This window comes from Bacillus cereus group sp. MG20 (genome assembly GCF_040459885.1).
Taxonomy (GTDB): Bacteria; Bacillota; Bacilli; order Bacillales; family Bacillaceae_G; genus Bacillus_A; species Bacillus_A cereus.
In genome coordinates, this window is record NZ_JARVHF010000001.1 from 2225389 (window position 1) to 2247066 (window position 21678).

Genomic DNA, 21678 nt, shown 5'->3' on the forward strand with positions numbered 1-21678 from the left:
CCTCCTTCTCTTGCTTTAATTAAATGTATAATTTTACCTATTTATTTTCAAACTACTTATAACACTTATATAAGGAGGCTTCACCTAAATGAAACAGAAATTTTGTATATTACTGCTTATGTTCTCCTTGCTGACTATTGTACCAAATTGTGCAATAACAGCCAAAGCATCTAACCTGACAATCGATGTTAAGACTGTAACGCAAAAAGGTAAGAAACCTTATATAGAATATCAAATAAATAGGCCTTCTTTTCACAACTTTTCTGACTCTACATTTCAAAATAAGCTCAATTTATACTACAAAAAATCCACTGACAAATTTAAAAACAAATTAGAAAAAGAAGCAAAAAAATACTATAAAGAGACAGAAGGATCTAGTACACCATTTCATCCGTACGTAGCAAATGTTGATTATAAAGTCTCTTTAAACAAACCACCTTTTCTTAGCCTATATGTGAATTACTATCAATATACTGGCGGAGCACACGGTCTTTATACGTGGAAGGCAAATACATTTGATTTAAAAGAAAAAAAGCTACTGCACTTAGACGATTTATTTCAACAAAAAGATAAATATAAAGATGTAATCCGTGCAGAGATTGTAAGACAAATTAAACAAAATGAAAGTATTTATTTTCCTGATGCAACTGAAAAGGTAATGAGTATGAAAAAGTTTCACTTCTTTTTAGAGCCAGACAATCTCGTCATTTATTTCCCTTTATATGAGATTGCTCCGTATTCAAGTGGAATTCCGCAATTTCGTATTCCATATACGTTGTTAAGAGACTATTTAAAGCCTTCTTATCAAAATATTTTGATTGACAACAAGTAAATATTTTAGCTACGATAATGTTAACCTAAAAACAACAGGAGGTTAACATTATGAGAAGATTACATGTTTTAGATTTAGCATTAGCTGCCATGTTCGTTGCTCTTATGGCCATCGGTGCAAATATTGTATCTTGGGCACCATTCCTTCAAGTAGCAGGTATCCCATTATCTATGCAACCATTTTTCGCAATTTTAGCAGGTCTTCTTCTTGGAAGTAGACTTGGTGCTTTATCCATGACTGTTTATATGCTCGTTGGCGTAGCCGGCGCACCAATCTTCGCTAACTTCAAGGCTGGATTTGGAGCACTTTTAGATCCTACTGGTGGTTTTATTATCGCATTTATTATCGTTGCTTACGTATCGGGGAAACTAGTAGAACAAAAAGAAAGACCAACATTCATTACATTTGCGATTGCCTCTTTCACAGGAATTATTTTAACTTATATAATCGGTACTACTTACATGTACGGGGCAATCAATCTCTTTATGGGCGGTAATATGAGCTATAATGCTGCTTGGATGATTATGATGTGGTTTGCAGTAAAAGATATTGCATTTACAATTATCGGTGCTATTATCGCCCCTCGCATATACTATGCTGTGCGTCGTTCTGCTTATCAGCATTCTCATTCGACGATTTCATAATAAAAAAGAGTTATTGCAGCTTGCTGCAATAACTCTTTTTTTATATTAAGACTCTTGATTCACTTGTTCTTCTAAAATTTTCTTCATCATTACAACCATGTCATCACGTAATTCTGGGTGTTGCAGGGCCATTTCAATTGTCGTTTGAACAAATCCTAGCTTTTCACCTACGTCGTAGCGCTTTCCTTCGAAATCGTAAGCAAATACACGTTGAATTTCATTTAAGCTTTGGATTGCATCTGTTAATTGAATTTCACCACCAGCACCGACATGTTGCTGTTCTAAGAACATAAAGATTTCAGGCGTTAAAATGTAACGTCCCATAATTGCTAAGTTTGAAGGTGCTGTACCTTGTGCTGGTTTCTCAACGAAATTGCGAACTTGGTAACGACGACCTTCTTGTTCTAATGGATCGATAATTCCGTAACGGTGTGTTTCATTTTCTGGAACAGTTTGTACACCAATAACAGAAGAAAGTGTTTTTTCATACTCATCCATTAATTGACGTAAACATGGTTTCTCAGCTTGGACAATATCATCACCTAGTAACACTGCAAACGGCTCATCACCAATGAATTTACGCGCGCACCAAACAGCATGCCCTAGCCCCTTCGGCTCTTTTTGACGGATGTAATGAATATCTACCATTTTTGAAGAAGCTTGTACTTTTTCAAGTAACTCATATTTTTTCTTCTCTAATAAGTTTTGCTCTAGTTCAAATGCGTTATCGAAATGATCTTCGATAGAACGCTTTGTTTTACCAGTAACGATAATAATATCTTCGATGCCCGATTTCACTGCTTCTTCTACAATGTACTGGATCGTTGGTTTATCTACTATCGGTAACATTTCTTTCGGCATTGCTTTCGTTGCTGGTAAAAAACGTGTTCCTAATCCAGCTGCTGGGATTATCGCTTTTCTTACTTTTTTCATCACAAAATACCCTCTCTCCTGTCGGAATTAATAGCAATTATTTCCTACATAAAACAAAAGGGAGATTTCGCTCCCTTTTGTTCCTTACTACTTAAAATTACTTTGTATTATAAACGATTCATAATGTCTTCTTTAATAGTAAGTAACTTTTGTTCACTATTTTGTAAAGAACTATCTTGTACACCGAAGTAGAACTTAATCTTCGGTTCAGTTCCAGATGGACGTAGGCAGAACCATGAACCATCTTCTAATTGATATTTTAACACATTTGATTTCGGTAAGTGAATCTCTTCTTTATGTCCATCTTGTAAAGATGTAACGATACTTGCTTTATAGTCCTCCACTGCTACGACTGTTAAGCCCGCTACTTCTTTCGGAGGATTCTCACGGAACGTCGCCATCATCTCTTGGATTTGTTCCGCTCCATCTTTTCCTTTTAACGTTAACGATACAAGGTCTTCACGGAAGAAACCATACTTCTCAAATACTTCTAATAGACCATCATATAACGTTTTCCCTTGTGATTTGTAGTATGCAGCTACTTCACATGCAAATAGGACAGATTGTACTGCATCTTTATCACGGCAGAATGGACGGATTAAATAACCATAGCTTTCCTCATAACCGAATTGGAATTCGTATTGTCCGCTTTCTTCATACTGTCTAATTTTCTCACCGATAAATTTAAATCCAGTTAACGTATCAACTGTATCTAAACCGTATGCTTTTGCAATTGTACGGCCAATTTCAGACGTTACGATTGTTTTTAATACGACACCGTTCTCTGGAAGTGTTCCGTTTTCTTTCTTTTGAGATAGTAAGTAATCAAGCATTAAAGCACCTGTTTGGTTACCAGTTAATACTTGGAACTCACCATTATGATTACGAACTGCTACACCAAGGCGATCTGCGTCAGGATCAGTTGCGATTAATACATCTGCGCCTACCTTTTCACCGTCACGAATTGCATACTCAAACGCTGCGTGCTCTTCTGGGTTCGGTGATTTTACTGTAGAGAAGTTTGGATCTGGTAACTCTTGCTCTTTTACAACTGTTACATCTGTAAATCCAACTTCTTTTAAACCACGGCGTACAGAAATATTTGATGTTCCGTGTAATGGTGTAAAGACGATTTTTAAGTCTTTACCAACCCTTTGTACCATTTCTTTATTAATGATGACATTGTTCAATTCTGCAGCATATGCATCATCTACTTCTTGTCCAATAATATGTAATAAACCGTCAGCTTTTAATTGCTCTACATCAGCGACTTCAACTGTTAATTCATCTTCTACTGCATTTACGTAGCTAATTAACTCATCTGCCTCTTTTGGAGGTAACTGTCCACCATCTTCACCGTATACTTTATATCCGTTATATTCAGGCGGATTATGGCTTGCCGTAAGAACGATTCCACTTACTGTATGTAAATGACGAACTGCGAAAGAAAGCACTGGCGTTGGACGTAAGCTTTCAAACACATATGTTGTGATACCACGTGCAACAAGTGTAGCAGCGACTTCCATTGCGAACTCAGGTGATTTATGTCGAGAATCATAGGCTACAACAACACCTCGTTTTTTCGCTTCCTCACCTAACTTTTCAATAAAGCTTGCTAATCCTTTTGTTGCTTTACGAACTGTATATACGTTTAAGCGGTTCGTACCAGCACCAAGTTCACCACGCATACCACCTGTGCCAAACTCTAGATTTTTATAAAAGCTATCCTCGATTTTCTTCTCATCTTGCTTCATGTTTTCTAGCTGTTCTTTTAATTCTGCATCTAATTGCGCGTAAGAAAGCCAGCGATCAAATTCTTGTTTCCAATTCATTCTTCTCTCTCCTCTCGCTCGTCATACCTTTATTATATGAAAAAAACATGCTGTATCTCAATATTTTATAAAATCTAGCAGGATTTTACTAGGAATATTTGTATACACTATGGTTAAATACTCCACTAAAGGGAATGAGGATTATGCACGAATGGGGCTTGTCAGAAGAGCTCAAAATACAAACAAAGCAAATGATTGAAATTGCTGAAAAAGAACTATCGATTATGAGGAACGCAATCGATAAAGAAGACGAATGTATTTTATGCAAAATGGAAGATATTCATCATATGTTAGCAAATGTACAAACATTGGCAGCTACATACTATATTCAGGCATATTTATCACCTTATACGGAAAGTTCATCTTTTATTACGACAGCTATCCAACATTTAAGCGCTAGAAAACATGGTGCTCTTATCGTTGTGGAACGAAATGAGACGCTTGAAGCTTTCATTCAAACTGGAACGACATTAAACGCTCATTTAACTGCGCCATTACTCGAATCAATATTTTACCCAGGTAACCCTCTTCATGACGGTGCCGTTCTCGTAAAAAATAATCATATAGTCTCAGCTGCTAATATTCTTCCTTTAACGAAAAGTACAGAAGTTGATCCTGAGCTAGGAACACGTCACAGAGCTGCAATAGGCTTATCAGAAAAGAGTGATGCACTTATATTAGTTGTCTCTGAAGAAACGGGCCGTACTTCTTTTGCTTTAAATGGGATTTTGTATACGATTTCTTTATAAAGTGAAACTTTAATCAGCCCTCACCAATCGAGCGTTTACGGGCAACCCCACCTCACTTCTTTGCTTCCACTGAATTTTGAGGTGTGGGTCTTACAGCCCGACAAATAGCAGGATAAACAAACCTATAAAAAAGAAGACTGTTCCAAAATATTGGAACAGTCTTCACTTATACTCTTATTCTTCTCCGAAACGCTCCACAAGTGTTGCAAGTGTACGTACCATTGCACCAGTTGCTCCAGCTGGACCTAAGTCGTGCGCGCCTTTTGTTTCTGATGTTCCAGCGATATCTAAGTGTACCCACGGTGTATCTTCAGCGAATTCGCCTAGGAATGTACCTGCCATAACCGCATGTCCTTCACGGCCTGGTGAGTTATTTAAATCAGCAAACTTACTATTTCTCACACGTTCTTTATCACGATCAAAAATCGGTAGTTGCCAAATTGGCTCATCTGTTTCCATAGAAGCCTCTAGCACTTGCTCAAACAACTCTTCATTATTTGTCATTGCGCCTGTCGTATGGTTTCCAAGTGCAACAATTACACCGCCTGTTAATGTTGCAACATCAACAAGGTAGTTTGCACCAAGTTTTTTCGCATACGTAATACCATCAGCTAAAGCTAGACGACCTTCTGCATCCGTATTTAATACTTCAATTGTTTTTCCACTCATAGATGTGATTACATCGTCTGGCTTAAATGCCGTACCACTTACAACGTTATCAGTTGAAGGAATAACAGCGATCACATTTTGTTCTGGGCGCAGTTCTCCGATAATTTCCATCGCACCTAATACAGCAGCTGCACCGCCCATATCACCTTTCATACCAACCATGCCTTCACGTGGTTTTAAAGAATAACCACCTGTATCGTATGTAATACCTTTTCCAACGAATCCAATGACATCTGTCCACTCTTCTTTTCCTTTATAAATAAGAGCAATCATTTTGGGTGGCTCTGTACTACCTTGGTTTACTGCAAGTAACGCACCCATACCAAGATTTTCCATCTCTTCTTTTTCAAGAACTTTATAGTCCATATCATACTTCTTCGCTAACTCAACAGCATACTCAGCAAGCTTTGTCGCTGTTAATACGTTTGGCGGCATATTTACAAGTGTACGAGCTGAATTTGTTGCACGTCCATGTACGTAGCCAACTGTTAATGCGGCTTCAATTTCTTGTGCATCTTCCGCTGTAATAGCCGTGAACTTCTCTAACTCTACACGATCCTTTTTATCTGATTTATACGTTTGTAATTCATATGTACCAAGGCCTTGTACCTCTGCTGCAATATGAGCGACATCAATCGCGTCTAATTTCTCTGTTACGAAAGAATCAAGTAAGATTGCTGCATCTTGTACTTTTGCTGCTTGTAGTGTTTTAAACGTTTTTCCAAGAGCCACACGTAACGTTTCTGTCGTATAAGACTCTTTCTTGCCTAAACCAACAAAGTAATAACGTTTCACATTTGTTTTTCCTAAGCTATGTACTTTCGAAATGGCCTTTTTCTTCGTAGATAATTCTTTCTCTTCTAGTAAAACTTGTAATTGTCCTTCAAACGCTTTGTCCAGTTCTTGTACAAAACTACTCATTTTCTCTTCTTCAAATAAAGCGACAATTACTGCTTCGTGACCTGCTAATTCTTTTTGTACTTGAAACATGTTCAGACCCCCTAAATTTCTCTACCACCATTATAACTTTATTTTCGATAAAATGCGACAATTCTAACTACAGTTATATGACGTGTAAAATCTCCTCTATTATGAAATAAGCCAAGAAAAAAAGTCTAGCGTAATTACGACTAGACTATCTTTGCTTTAAATATTGACCACGAAACACTTGCATCGTTTCGTCTTGATTTAACATCGTTAACTCTTCTTCTGTAAACTTACCTTTTCCTACTTTTACTACATACACATTTACTTTTTTCTTACCCCATTGGCTATAAACATCTTTCACCGTATCATAATATAAATCAAGACGGTTTCCTTTTATTGCTCCGCCCTTATCAGCTACTACACCATACCCGTAACCTGGCACGAAGAGAATCGTTCCAATCGGGAATACGCGTAAGTCCGCAGCAATTGTGGAATATAAATCCCTTTTCACTTTAACACCTGAATATGTAATACCATACTCTGGATGCCCTGGCCTCTTACCTGTTGACTCAATCCCCGATGTATAACCTGTTGCAGTCATTTCAATTGAACGATATTTAGACCAGTCGTTTGCCTGCTCTAAAGCATTTATCACTGCTTTACTCGGAGCAACATTTCTCTTAACTTCTGCTGCATGTACTTCTTTTGCACTCATTCCTTCATATGTCTTTACAATCTCTAATAAAGAAACTCCAGTGAAAGCCTTCCATGTTACGCATAATGCAAATGCAAGTAAACAAGTCATCATAATGCGAATACAATATCGTTTTAACATTTTTATATTCCACACTCCTTCATCGTTAATCATTCCCTATACGATGAAGGAATATGCAAAAAATAATCTCCAACTTAGTTGGAGATTAAAACATTTGATATCCGCTTTTCCGAAGTTTCTTGATTACGACTCCTGCTAAAGCAGCCCCTACTAATCCAGTAGATAGAATAAACACGTCTGCTTGTCCTAAGTGCGATACACTTGTCCCAAATGAAGAAAATGTTTCTTTCGGTTTTGAAAAATAATCCCACATACTCGCTTTATTAATAATAAGCATACAAACAATCGGATACACAATAACCATTACCCAAGTAGCTCGCAAAATCATATTGAGTAAAAATCCAATTCCAAAGAACAAAATAAAAAATAACATCATTGAAATAAGTAGTACCGGTATACTCACTCTTTCTCCCTCTCCTTCGCACGTGCCGTAAATACGTGATAGGCTGTATAACCAAATGGTTCTCCTGGATTTAATGTTTTGTCCACTTCAAGATGTAGTTCTGATCTTCCTTCTAACAAATATTTAATAAGTACAGACGTATTCGGATCGTCCGCAATCTTATCTGGATGTAAGAACGCCACTTCAGACAATTCTTTCTCCTGTACAATAATATTTTCTCCTTCAGGCTCCAAAAGGAAAATAATCATATTATCACTAATTTCATCACGAATAACACCCGATCGAACACCAATGATCCCCTTCACATGAGCGACAATGCCTGTCTCTTCTAACACTTCGCGTTTCACAGCTTCATCAACTGTCTCACCTTCATTTACAAAACCAGCCGGTAAAGACCATTTCCCTTTTAATCCACTGTATTTCTTCTTAACGAATAGCCACCTGCCATCTTTTGTAGCTACTAAGCCACTAACAGCTAACCATACTTTCCCGCGCTTCCCCATGATGCATCCTCCTCCATCCGAACGGACAGAATATTCTTTCTTTTCTATATATTATACTATACTTTTTAATTCGCTGTGAAATTTCCTTTTTTCAAAAAGTGAAAAAACCCATTTTGTCGATATACTGTTAACAAAAAAATATCAAGATGCAGAAATGTAATTATGAAGAAAATAAAACATTGGATTCATCCATTTCATGATACGGCAATGTTCAAATAAAACATTTCTCCCATCTTTCTATTGTTATATCGAAAACATGTATTATATGAAAAAAAGCAGAAACGGCGCTTAGCCGTTTCTGCTTTTTCTACTATATATTAAAAGAACTTTAATTTACCTTTTTTAAGAACTAATAAAGGTCCACCTAATAAGAATAAATAGCGGTTATCGATTACTTTCTTCATGAAGGAAGCTTTCCAACCTGTTAACTTTTTACCCATAACAACGCCCATTGCATCGTCATGACCTAAAGAACATACAGATCCTTTATTATCGAATGCGAATTTTTTCATTTCGCCCTTGCCACGAACTAATACAGTTAAGTTGTGTGCAATATTGTAACCTTGTTGAATTGCAATTTGTGCTGTTGGTGGGTAAGGACGGTTAATTTCTTCGTTAATGATTAACGCTGCATCACCAACCATGAATACCTCTTCGTATCCTGGAGCGTGCATGTACTCATCAACTTTTACACGTCCGCGCATTGCTTCAAAGCCAGACTCTTCCACAATACCATTACCACGAACACCTGCAGCCCAAACTACTGTTTCAGACTTAATTAATTCAGTATCATCACCATTTGCAACAATAATACCTTCTTCAGTTGCTTCTTTAATTGCTGTACCAATGCGGAATTCTACGCCTTTTTTCTCAAGTTGTTTTACAGCATATTCTACTAATGCTGGATCGAAACCTGGAAGTGCTGTTGGAGCAGCTTCTACACAGATGATACGTGCTTTTTCACGTGGTACATTGTACTGTTTGCAAAGTTCAGGAACACGGTTTGCAAGCTCACCTACGTACTCGATACCAGTAAATCCAGCACCACCAACAACGATTGTTACTAACTCATCGCGCTTTTCATCTGCATATTTAGCGAAACTAGCTTCCATATGCTCACGAATTTCACGAGTTGCATTAATGTTAGCGATTGAGAATGCATGCTCTTTTAATCCTGTAATTCCGAATGTTTCTGATTCGAAACCAAGACCGATTACTAAGTAGTCATACTCTAACTCGCCGTCTTTTAAGATAATACGTTTTTCAGCAGCTTTAATTTCTACTACTGTGTCTTGTACAAAGTTCACTTTATTTGTATCAATAACGTCTTGAATATCTAGACAGATTTTTTCATCTTGTAATGTACCAGCTGCGCTCTCGTGTAACCAAGTCGCTTGGTAGTGATAGCTGTTGTTGTTTACTAACGTAATTTCAGCTTCATTTACAGATAATGCTTTTTGCAGACGAACAGTCGTAATCATCCCGCCATAACCTGCACCTAAAACTACGATTTTTGGAGTCTTCACCAAATCACAACCCTTTTCTTTATATAATAGTAATGAGAAATAATACCAAGTACTAAAAACTCTATTTGTCAAGAATGTGGAATTTATCACATTCTATATCATAACAAAACGCAGTCAAAAAATCGTACGAATTTTGTCATAGAAATTTAACATAATACTTCCCTATATTAGTCGGTTTTATTCCAGAATTCAAGCTTCTGGAGAATTATCAATATTTTAAAATAACATAGCGTTTTCAAGGGTTTTTCAGCCTTTTTTTCATGTATTTTCCTTTCTGTATATTTTATACAATACAAAAAGCATCTATGCGAAAACTTACACACAATTCAGTCGTTTTCAGAAGTATTATGAACTCAAATATGCTATCATTTATTTGAAAGTGTCATCATTTGCAGGATTTTCGTGTACATATGAACAATATATGAAATCAATATCAAAATTCCATCTATAGGGGGAATGAAAGTGGCAGAAAATCAAAAAGTTTACGACATAACAATTATTGGTGGTGGTCCAACAGGACTATTCACAGCATTTTATGGCGGGATGAGACAAGCAAGTGTAAAAATCATTGAAAGCTTACCTCAACTTGGAGGACAATTATCCGCACTCTACCCTGAAAAATACATTTATGATGTAGCTGGATTTCCAAAAGTGCGCGCACAAGAATTAGTTGATAACTTAAAAGAGCAAATGAAGAAATTTGATCCAACCATTTGCTTAGAAGAAGCTGTTGATACGCTTGAAAAACAAGCTGATGGTATATTTAAACTTGTTACGAATAAACAAACTCACTATTCTAAATCAGTCATTATTACTGCCGGCAATGGTGCTTTCCAACCACGCCGCTTAGAATTAGAAGGTACAGCAAAATACGAAAAGAAAAACTTACATTATTTCGTTGATGATATGAATAAATTTGCTGGCAAGCGCGTCGTAGTATTTGGCGGTGGCGACTCAGCAGTAGACTGGACGATGATGTTAGAACCGATTGCTGACAAAGTTACAATCGTTCATCGCCGTGATAAATTCCGCGCACATGAACATAGCGTCGAAAACTTAATGAATTCTCGTGCAGAAGTAAGTACACCGTATGTTCCAGTTGAACTCATTGGTGATGACAAAATTGAACAAGTCGTTCTTCAGCACGTAAAAACTGAAGAAAAAGTTATCATCGATGTTGATGATGTAATTGTAAACTACGGCTTCGTTTCCTCTCTTGGCCCAATTAAAAACTGGGGCTTAGATATACAAAAAAATAGCATCCTTGTGAATTCAAAAATGGAAACAAATATTCCTGGCATTTACGCTGCTGGTGACATTTGTACATATGAAGGAAAAGTAAAACTTATCGCTTGTGGATTTGGCGAAGCACCGACAGCAGTAAACAATGCAAAAGCTTACTTCGATCCAAATGCAAAACTTCAACCAATGCATAGCTCAAGTATGTTTTAATATGTAAAAATAAAAGCACACTGAATTCGATACACTATCGAACTCAGTGTGCTTTTCGTCTACAAAAATTATTGTTTTCTTCTTCTACCTAATACGAATAATACTCCGCCAACTAAGAATGAAATTCCCGCACCAACTGACATCATCCATGGATGTGCTGCCCCTGTTTTCGGTAATTCTTTTTCTACTTTTACTTGCGGGTCTTTATTTAACTTTTCCAGTCTTACTTCCGGTTTCTTCAGATCTTTCGGGTCTTCCGGTTTCACTTCTGGCTCCTTCGGCTCTTTCGGATCCTCCGGTTTCACTTCTGGTTCTTTCGGATCCTCCGGTTTCACTTCTGGCTCCTTCGGTTCTTTCGGATCTTCCGGTTTCACTTCTGGCTCCTTCGGTTCTTTCGGATCTTCCGGTTTCACTTCTGGCTCCTTCGGTTCTTTCGGATCCTCCGGTTTCACTTCTGGCTCCTTCGGCTCTTTCGGATCTTCCGGTTTCACTTCTGGCTCCTTCGGTTCTTTCGGATCCTCTGGTTTCACTTCTGGCTCCTTCGGTTCTTTCGGATCCTCTGGTTTCACTTCTGGCTCCTTCGGTTCTTTCGGATCCTCTGGTTTCACTTCTGGCTCCTTCGGTTCTTTCGGATCTTCCGGTTTCACTTCTGGCTCCTTCGGTTCTTTCGGATCTTCCGGTTTCACTTCTGGCTCCTTCGGTTCTTTCGGATCTTCCGGTTTCACTTCTGGCTCCTTCGGCTCTTTCGGATCCTCTGGTTTCACTTCCGGTTTCACTTCTGGTTCTTTCGGATCTTCCGGTATCTTAAAATCTTCTTTTGTTTTCGGTAAAATTGTAACTGTAGGCTCAAGTGGTGTATTTATTCTATCGTCCACTATCGCTCTATTTGTTATCCCTTTACTTGGTGCTGCTTTTACCTTCGCTTTAAAAATAATACTACGTTCTTTCGTATCTGTAATTTCTAGATACTTCGCTATTACTTTTCCAAACTCCATTTTTAACTCTACTGGATTTGGTTCAGCCCCTTCAAATCGAATACTATCTTGCACGTACTCTAAACCGGCTGGAATTTCATCTTCTATCTTTACCTCAGCTAATTTTCCGTTTTCTACCGTATTTTCAAAGCTAATTCGGTATTCGATCTCTTCTCCTAGCTTCGGTTCTTTATTACTTACTGTCTTCGTTGCTTTTACCTTACCATCTTTATATTCTGGCTTTATTGTCGCTGTCGGTTCCATAACTGGATGATTTGGATCATCTACGTGAATAATCGCTTTATTTGTTATTTCCTCTCCAACTTTTACTGATTCTTTTACCTTTACTTTAAAGATGATACTTCTTTCTTTCGTATCCGTAATTTCTGGATACTTTACTGTTACTTTTCCATTCTCAACTTTAAGTTCTGTTGGTACAGGCTTATCACCTACAGCCTTCAGACTATCTTTCACATACTCTAAACCAGACGGAATTTCATCTTCAATCTTTACATCAACTAACTTCCCGCCATCTACTATGCCGTTAAAAGTAATTCGATATTCGATTTCTTCCCCTAGCTTTGGTTCATGATTACTTACTTCTTTCCTTGCCTCTAGTTTCCCATCTTTATATTGCGGTGTAATTGGTACAAGTGACTCAACCGGTGGATTTGTCGGATTATTATCATCCACAACCGCCTTGTTTATAATTTCTTTTCCTACTTGTACCGTTTCTTGTACTTTCGCTTTAAAGATGATACTTCTTTTTTTCGTATCCGTAATTTCTGGATACTTTGCTGTTACTTTTCCATTCTCAACTTTAAGTTCTACTGGAATTGGTTCCGGCCCATCAGACTTTATACTATCTTGTACGTATTCTAAACCGGCTGGAATTTTATCTTCTACTTTTACCTCAGTTAGTTTTCCGTTCTCTACCGTATTTTCAAAGCTAATTCGATATTCTACTTCTTCTCCTAACTTCGGTTCATGATTGCTTACTGTTTTTTCTGCTTGTAATGCACCATCTTTATGTTGAGGCTGTATAGCGACATTTGGTTTCTCTGGTGGATTTATAGTATCTTCCACAACCGCCGTATTCACAATCGCTTCGCCAATTTTAGCTTTTTCTTTCACTTTTACTTTAAAGACGATGCTTCTTTCTTTCGTATCCGTAATTTCTGGATATTCTGCGAGTACTGTGCCGTTTTTCACTTTCACATACAACGGTTTCGGATTCTCTCCCTCGGTTCTTTCACTACCTTCTACAAACTCTAAGCCAGTTGGTAATTCATCCTTAATCTTCACCTTCGCTACTTTTCCATGCTCTACTACGTTACGGAACGTAATTCGATATTCTACTTCTTCTCCTAATTTTGGAGCTGGATTATTTACTGTTTTCTCAGCTTTTAGTTTTCCGTCCTTATACTCCGGCGTAATAATCGCTTCTGGTTTTTGCGGCGGATTCTTCGGATTATCATCATCCACAATTGCCGTATTCACGATTTTCTTACCGACTTTTACTGCTTCCGTTACTTTTACCTTAAAGCGAATACTACGCTCAGCTGTATCAGTAATATTTTCATACTTCGCACTAACCTTACCAGCTTCTTCTTTTAACTCTACTGGCGCTGGCTCATTACCTTCTGATTTTAAACTATCCTTCACATACTCTAAGCCAGTTGGTAATTCATCCTCAATTTTCACTTCTGCTAGTTTTCCGTTTTCTACCGTATTTTTAAAACTAATTCGGTACTCTACTTCTTCTCCTAGCTTTGGATCTTTTTTGCTTACCTTTTTATCAGCTTTAAATTTACCAGCTTTATGCTGCGGTGTAATATCTACTTCCGGTCGCTCTGGTGGATTTTTTGTATCATCAACAATTGCTTTATTTACAATTGCTTTGTCCACTTCAACAGAATCTTTCACCTTCACTTTAAAGATAATACTTCTTTCTTTCATGTCAGTGATATTTTCATACTTGGCACTAACCTTACCAGCTTCTTCTTTCAACTCTACTGGGGCTGGCTTCTCACCTTCTGCTTTTAGACTATTTTTCACATACTCTAAACCAGACGGAATTTCATCCTCAATTTTCACTTCTGCCAGCTGTCCATCTTTCACCGTATTATTAAATGAAATTCGGTATTCGATTTCCTCACCTAACTTCGGTTTATGATTATTCACCTTTTTATGAGCAGCAATTTTACCGTCTTTATATTGCGGTGTAATTTTCGCTGTCGGTTCAGTTATAGGGTGGTTCGGATCATCAACGTGGATAATCGCTTTATTTGTAATGTCCTTACCTATTGTAACCGAATCTTTCACCTTCACTTTAAAGACGATACTTCTTTCTTTCGTATCCATAATCTCTGAATACTTTGCCATTACCTTACCATTTTCTACTTTCAACTCCACTGGTTTTGGCTCTTCACCTTCAGCCTTTTCGCTTCCTTCTACAAACTCTAATCCAGCTGGAATTTTATCTTCTATCTTTACCTCTACTAGTTTTCCATCTTTCACCGTATTATTAAAAATAATTCGATATTCGATTTCCTCACCTAACTTCGGTTCACGATTACTTACTTCTTTTCTTGCCTCAATTTTTCCATCTTTATATTGTGGTGTAATCGGTACATAAGGCTCTTCTGGTAGATTTTTTGTATCATCTACAATTGCCTCATTTACGATTTCTTCTCCCACTTTTGCGCTTTCTTTTACCTTCGCTTTAAAGACAATACTTCTTTCCTCTGTATCTGTAATTTCTGGATACTTTGCCATTACTTTATTATTTTTCACCTGTAGCTCTACTGGTTTCGGTTTAGAACCTTCTGCTGTGATGCTGCCTTCTACATACTCTAAACCATTTGGTAAGGCATCCTTTATATTTACCTCTGCTAGTTTCCCGTTTTCTATCGTATTTTTAAAACTAATTCGGTATTCTACTTCTTCTCCTAGTTTCGGTTTATGATTATTTGCTACTTTCTGCGCAGCAATTTTACCATCTTTATATTGCGGAGTAATTTCCACACGAGGCTCTTCTGGCTCATTTTTTGTATCTACTACGATTGCTTTATTAACAATCTCCTTGCCTATTTCTGCCTCTTCTTTTACTTTCACTTTAAAAATAATACTTCTTTCTTTTGTATCCGCAATTTCTAGATACTTTGCCATTACCTTGCCGTTTTCAAATTTCAATTCTACCGGACTTGGTTTAGAACCTTCTGCTTGTAAACTGTTCTCCACGTACTCTAATCCAGCTGGAATTTCATCTTCTACTTTAACCTCTACTAGTTTTCCGTTTTCTACCGTGTTTTTAAAACTAATTCGGTATTCTACTTCTTCTCCTAATTTCGGTTTTTTATTGTTTACAAATTTCTCTGCTTTAAGCTTACCGTCTTTATATTCTGGCGTAATTGTTACTTCTGAAGTTGTTGGATCTTTTGTATCATCAACAACTACTTTATTGACAATGCCTTCACCAACCTTAAATTCTTCTTTTACTTTCGCTTTAAAGACGATACTTCTTTCTTCTGTATCCGTAATTTCTGGATATTTTGCGATTACTTTTCCATCTTTCACTTTCAGTTCTACCGGATCTGGCTTAGAACCTTCTGCTCGTAAACTATCTTTCACATACTCTAATCCATTTGGTAAATCGTCTTCTATTTTTAACTCTGCTAGCTTTCCGTTTTCTACCGTATTTTTAAAGCTAATTCGGTATTCCACTTCTTCTCCTAACTTCGGCGTTTCATTATTTACCGTCTTCTTCGCTTCCACTTTTCCGTCTTTATGCTGTGGAGTAATTTCTGCCGTCGGTGTTTCTGGCTCATTTTTCGTATCATCAATAATTGCTTTATTGACGATTTTTTTACCGACTTTCACTTCATCTTTTACTTTCACTTTAAAAGTGATACTTCTTTCTTCTGTATCCGTAATCTCTGGATACTTCGCCATTACCTTACCATTTTCCACTTTCAATTCTACTGGATCCGGCTTAGAACCTTCTGCTTTTACACTATTTTCTACATATTCTACACCTTCTGGTAAAGTATCTTCTATTTTCACCTCTGCTAGTTTTCCGTCTTCTACCGTGTTTTTCATACTAATTCGGTATTCTACTTCTTCTCCTAACTTCGGCGTTTCATTATTTACCGTCTTCTTCGCTTTCACTTTTCCGTCTTTATGTTGCGGAATAATTTCTGCTGTCGGTGTTTCTGGCGGATGTTTCGTATCGCTCACAATCGCTTCATTAACAATTGAATCGCTCACTTTACCTTTTACTTTCACTTTAAAGGTAATACTTCTCTCTTTTGTATCTGTAATCTCAGGATACTTTGCCATTACCTTACCGTTTTCAAATTTCAATTCCACTGGAGCTGGCTTAGAACCTTCTGCTTTTACACTATCTTTCACATACTCTAATCCATTTGGTAAATCATCTTCTATTATTACCTCTGTTAGCTTTCCATGTTCTACCGTATTTTTAAAGCTGATTCGGTATTCCACTTCTTCTCCTAACTTCGGCGTTTCATTATTTACCATCTTTTTCGCTTCAAGTTTTCCCACTTTATACTGAGGAATAATTTCCGCTGTCGGATTAACTGGCTTATTTTGCGAATCATCAATAGTTGCTTTATTAATGATTTTTTTACCGACTTTTACTTCTTCTTTTACTTTCACTTTAAAAACGATACTTCTTTCTTCTATATCCGTAATTTCTGGATATTTTGCCATTACCTTACTGTTTTCAAATTTCAGCTCTACTAAATCTGTTCCGGCACCTTCTGCTTTCAAACTATTTTCTACATACTCTAAACCTTCTGGTAAAGTATCCTCTATTGTCACGTCTGTTAGCTTTCCGTTCTTTACCGTATTTTTCATACTAATTCGGTATTCTACTTCTTCTCCTAACTTCGGTGTTTCATTATTTACGATTTTCTTCGCTTTAATTTTTCCATCTTTGTGTAATGGTGTAATTTTTGCTTCTGGTTCTTTCGGATGCTTCATATCATCAACAATTGCTTTATTGATGATTTCCTTACCTACTTCCGCTTCTTCCTTCACCTTTACCTTAAAGACAATACTTCTTTCTTTCATATCTGTAATATTGTCGTATTCAGCAATAACTTTTCCATCTTTCACACTTAACTTTAATGGAGCTGGTTTATCACCTTCAGCCTTTTCACTGCCTTTTACATACTCTAAACCGTTAGGAATTGTATCCTCTATCGTTACCTTTTCTAGTTTTCCGTTTTCTACCGTATTCTTAAAGCTAATTCGGTATTCTACTTCTTCTCCTAGTTTTGGTGATGGATTATCTACTGTCTTCTTCGAATCAATTATTCCATCCTTATATTGCGGAGTAATTCTTTCTTCCGGCTCAATCGGTGGATTTTTCGTATCATCAACAATTGCTTTATTGACAATCTCTTTATCTACTTTTGCTTCTTCCTTCACCTTTACTTTAAAGACGATACTTCTTTCTTCCATATCCATAATATCGATATACTTAGCTTTGACTATTCCATTTTCAACAGCTAATTCTACTGGTCCAGGTGCTTCTCCTTCGGCCTTGATACTATTTTCTACATATTCAAGACCTTTTGGAATTGTATCTTCCACTCGCACCTCTTCTAGTTTTCCGTTCTCAACCGTATTATGAAAACTAATGCGGTACTCGATTTCTTCGCCTAGCTTCGGTTTCTTATTATTAACTACCTTTGTAGCAGCAACTTCACCTTTTTTACTTTGCGGTGTAATAACAACCTTCGATTCAACAGGCTCATTTTTCGGATCTTTTGCAATTGCTTTATTTACGATTGCCTCCCCTACTTTTGCCGAATCTTTTACTTTCACTTTAAAAACAATACTTCTTTTTTCTGTATCCGTAATTTCTGGATACTTTGCCATTACTTTGCCGTCTTCCACTTTTAGTTCTACTGGCTCTGGTTTTATACCTTCAGCTTTCAAACTATCTTTCACGTATTCAACACCTTTAGGTAGTGTATCTTCTACTAGCACCTTTTCTAGTTTTCCGTTTTCTACCGTATTATAAAATGTAATTCGGTATTCCACTTCTTCTCCTAGTTTTGGTGTTTGATTCGTTACGCTTTTTTCAACATCCACTTTACCGTATTTATAATCCGGCGTAATCTTTTCTTCTGGATGCTCAGTTTGTCCATTTGGCTCACTCACAACCGCTTTATTAACAATTGTTTCTCCGGCTTTTGCCTCTTCTTTTACTTTCACTTTAAAGGCAATGCTTCGCTCTTTTGTATCCATAATCTCTGGATATTTGGCGATTACCTTACCATTTTCTACTTTTAACTCTACTGGATTTGGTTCAGCACCTTCAGCTCGCTCACTGCCTTGAACAAATTCTAAGTTAGCTGGAATTTCATCTTCTATTGTAACTGCATCTAGTTTTCCGTTTTCCACCGTATTTTTGAAGCTAATTTGATATTCAACTTCTTCTCCTAGCTTCGGCTTTTTATTTGTTGCTTTTTTCTTTGCAGCAATTTTACCAGCCTTATGCTGTGGTGTAATCTTCTCTTCTAAATCCTTTGGTGGATTTGTTTTATCACTAACGGTTGCTTTATTAACAATTTCTTCACCAATTTTTGCAGTTTCTTTTACTTTTGTTTTAAAGACGATACTTCTTTCTTCCATATCCATAATTTCTGGATACTTTGCAATTACTTTTCCATTTTCAAACTTCAGCTCTACTGGCTCTGGTTTTGCACCTTCTGCTTTCAAACTATCTTTCACGTATTCAAGATTGCTTGGTAATTCATCTTCAATGGTCAATACATCTAGACGTCCATCTTTTGTCTTATTTTTAAATGTAATACGATACTCTACCTCGTCACCTAGCTTCGGTGTTTTATTAGATGCTATTTTTTTAGCTTCTATTTCTCCAGGGATCTCTTTTGGAGTCGTAACCGTAATATCTGCATCATCTGCAGTTTCATAATTTACCTCGCTACTATCTTGTCCCTTTACAGCAACGATATTTTTTATTGTTGTATCTGATTGTACAGAAGCTTTCACTTTTACTTTGAATGTAATAATGGCACTTTCACCAGGCTTTAAAACACCGCCGTCTTTAGCATTAGCACCTTCACCAACACGGAAATCAATTTGATTATTTACAAACTCCGCTTCATCATCGCTTGCATTATCTGTTTTATTTCCTTTATTACTTCCAGAAATATATTGTATAGATTCCGGAACATACTCTAAACGATCATCTAATTTATCAAAACCTTTTACATTAGATACAGGTGCTTGGTTATTTTTCGTATCATTTTTCACTTCAATTTGATACGTAAACTCTTCACCAGCTTTAATTTCCTTAACTTCTTTACCAGCACTATCTAACGCCTTTTTATCAACTTGTAAGTTTGGAGCATTATGTTCTGTAACAAATGTAGCGTTATTTAATACGTAAATATCACCATAGCCACTATTTGCTCTAAAACGCATTTTTGCTTCTTTTAAATCATTTTTTACTTGATTCGGTCCTTCAAGATGATACGTATGAATGTCAGTACTGAATGAATTCGTCCAATCCGGATTATATCCTGGATATTTTTTCGTAACAAACTCGTTAGTACCGTCTACTTGTACTTCTGTCATAGACGAATCATTCGCATCATTATCTTTACCGTTAATATTTTTTATCTTTATATATCCAGCACCAAAATCATATTCTCCATAATCATATGCATATCCATCTTTCTCAGCTGGATCACCTTGCGATGAAAAATAACTAAATTTCGCCTTAAAAGCACCTTCTTTTGGTGTATTTATTTTATTAACACTAATATCTGTCCAGGCTGTACTTTTTTGAGAGACTAGCCCTTCCCAAATCTTCATGTCTTTTACTGTTTCTTTATAGTTTTCATAAACTAATATAAGATTCCAGTTGCCCCAGTAATAGCCGCCACCTGTTACATCTTTAATTTGTGGCACATTTGCAACTGTCAACGTTTGAGAAATCCCTTGCTGCGCAATTACATTTGTTACATCCGCATATGCAACATAACCAGCACCAGCACCTGAGTAATTAGAAATAAAAGGTAAGCTATCCGCTTTTCGTATGCTATCAGCAGTTACATCTGCATATTCTTTATTTCCCATTTTCATTTTGACTGGTTGTCGTACATCATTATCACTAACTCTTTGATTAACATTTGTACTAGTTACAGTTCCCATTGCAGCTGTCCAAAACAAATACGCCTTTTTTACTTTACTTCCAGCAGGAATGTTAGGAAATGCACCTGTTGACGAATTAAAAGTACTATCATCGTTATCAACGTCCACAATCATTTTGTTCGTTTTATAACCCATACTTTGTCTACCGTAATGGTCAGTTGTCAAACCAAGGGTCACATTACCAGTCTGTACTAAATTACCAGCAGCAATTGTAGAATACAACGGGTCTCCAAATCCTTGTTTATCTCCTGTTTGGATTTGAACCTTCGAAGCATTTTCTGATGCAGCTTGTACTTCTTCATCACTCTGCTTTACTGCTAAAGGTGATTGCTTTTTCTCTTTTTCTAGTTGCTTCTCAGCTTCAGGTTGTTTTATCTTCTCTATTTCTGTTTTTGGTGCAAGTTTATTTTTATCCTCTGCAGATACTTTTGCATCCACTTCTTTAACTTTTGAATCAGTTGTTGATCCGATAGCTTTCTTACTACTGTCAGCCTCATCATCGGTATTAGCCTCTAACTTCTCTTCAGAAGGAAGCCCTTCAACATCTACAGACATGTTTCCTATTTGTAGTTGATCCTTTTGCACACTAATTTTTTGCTTATACTCTTTATTAAAATGTTGTGCACGACGAGCTTTTATTAACACAGTCATTTTTTCATGTGATTTTAAATCTTTAATTTTAAGATTAGAAGAAAGAACCTTTCCTCCCTTATCTTTTTCCTCTACATAGAAATCCGCTACCTTATTTTCAGGTAACTTCTCTCCGTTTACTTTCACAGATTGCGAAGGGAACGTAATTTCATTTTCATTACTTTGTTTAAGCACCAATTCTTGAATTGGTGTAGCTCCCGTATTTTCAATCGTATATTGAAATACGTGCTCCCTCTCCGCTACTTCTCCCTTATATATTTCAGCATTTACTTGCTCTGCCTTAATTTTCACATCATTTCCTTGTAACTCATCCCAGCTTTTTTTATTTATCTCTGTAGCAAAAGCACTAGGTGCAGGCAATATGATGGATAGGAGAAGTGTGATCATCGTTACGACATTAAAACACTTCAATGCTTGTTTCATATTTTCTATCTTTCTCCTTTCTATATACTTGCTATCCGTCTACTTAATTTCGTAGCCGTATACATAGCAATATATATCCACTCGCAACAATCCGACCTATGAAAATAT

General features: G+C 36.8%; 12 protein-coding genes. 4 read left to right on the plus strand and 8 right to left on the minus strand.

Annotated features, from left to right (window positions below):
* Positions 1–88 precede the first annotated feature (88 nt).
* Together QCI81_RS11525 and QCI81_RS11530 are read left to right on the plus strand one after the other, a co-directional pair.
* Positions 89–832: a DUF3298 and DUF4163 domain-containing protein gene (locus QCI81_RS11525; RefSeq protein ID WP_000810334.1), complete on the plus strand. Its 744-nt coding sequence runs from the start codon at positions 89–91 to the stop codon at positions 830–832.
* A gap of 50 nt (positions 833–882) precedes the next feature.
* A complete protein-coding gene (locus QCI81_RS11530; protein ID WP_353810743.1) occupies positions 883–1476 on the plus strand; it encodes a biotin transporter BioY in 594 nt (197 codons plus the stop codon).
* Positions 1477–1521: 45 nt separating this feature from the next.
* Here QCI81_RS11530 and galU read toward each other — a convergent pair whose 3' ends face one another.
* Both galU and QCI81_RS11540 read right to left on the minus strand, forming a co-directional pair.
* The gene (galU, locus tag QCI81_RS11535) at positions 1522–2409 is read right to left on the minus strand and encodes a UTP--glucose-1-phosphate uridylyltransferase GalU (RefSeq protein ID WP_071714559.1); all 888 of its coding nucleotides are present in this window, start codon (positions 2407–2409) and stop codon (positions 1522–1524) included.
* A 107-nt stretch (positions 2410–2516) separates the two neighbouring features.
* Positions 2517–4241, minus strand: coding sequence for a phospho-sugar mutase (locus QCI81_RS11540; RefSeq protein ID WP_353810744.1), 1725 nt, complete (start codon positions 4239–4241; stop codon positions 2517–2519).
* A gap of 143 nt (positions 4242–4384) precedes the next feature.
* Between QCI81_RS11540 and cdaS the strand changes: the two genes are divergently transcribed.
* Positions 4385–4990, plus strand: coding sequence for a sporulation-specific diadenylate cyclase CdaS (gene cdaS / locus QCI81_RS11545; protein WP_000545250.1), 606 nt, complete (start codon positions 4385–4387; stop codon positions 4988–4990).
* Positions 4991–5164: 174 nt separating this feature from the next.
* Here the strand turns inward: cdaS and pepA are convergent, their stop codons facing one another.
* From pepA to QCI81_RS11570, 5 genes are all read right to left on the minus strand, one after another.
* Positions 5165–6649, minus strand: coding sequence for a cytosol aminopeptidase (gene pepA, locus QCI81_RS11550; protein ID WP_353810745.1), 1485 nt, complete (start codon positions 6647–6649; stop codon positions 5165–5167).
* A 145-nt stretch (positions 6650–6794) separates the two neighbouring features.
* Positions 6795–7421 carry a 3D domain-containing protein gene (locus QCI81_RS11555; protein WP_142340464.1) on the minus strand — a complete coding sequence of 209 codons (627 nt, stop codon included), beginning with the start codon at positions 7419–7421 and terminating at the stop codon, positions 6795–6797.
* Between the two features lie 85 nt (positions 7422–7506).
* Positions 7507–7824, minus strand: coding sequence for a YuiB family protein (locus QCI81_RS11560; RefSeq protein ID WP_000027016.1), 318 nt, complete (start codon positions 7822–7824; stop codon positions 7507–7509).
* Positions 7821–8327, minus strand: a complete 507-nt coding sequence (locus QCI81_RS11565) for an NUDIX hydrolase (RefSeq protein WP_000517993.1) — start codon at positions 8325–8327, stop codon at positions 7821–7823. Before QCI81_RS11565 ends, QCI81_RS11560 begins: the two co-directional genes overlap by 4 nt.
* A gap of 317 nt (positions 8328–8644) precedes the next feature.
* Complete coding sequence (locus QCI81_RS11570) at positions 8645–9853, minus strand: NAD(P)/FAD-dependent oxidoreductase (protein WP_000856602.1); 1209 nt, start codon at positions 9851–9853, stop codon at positions 8645–8647.
* A gap of 462 nt (positions 9854–10315) precedes the next feature.
* Here QCI81_RS11570 and QCI81_RS11575 point away from each other — a divergent pair, with 462 nt between their 5' ends.
* Positions 10316–11305: an NAD(P)/FAD-dependent oxidoreductase gene (locus QCI81_RS11575; RefSeq protein ID WP_000829772.1), complete on the plus strand. Its 990-nt coding sequence runs from the start codon at positions 10316–10318 to the stop codon at positions 11303–11305.
* Positions 11306–11373: 68 nt separating this feature from the next.
* Here QCI81_RS11575 and QCI81_RS11580 read toward each other — a convergent pair whose 3' ends face one another.
* Complete coding sequence (locus QCI81_RS11580) at positions 11374–21570, minus strand: isopeptide-forming domain-containing fimbrial protein (RefSeq protein ID WP_353810746.1); 10197 nt, start codon at positions 21568–21570, stop codon at positions 11374–11376.
* Positions 21571–21678: the final 108 nt, after the last annotated feature.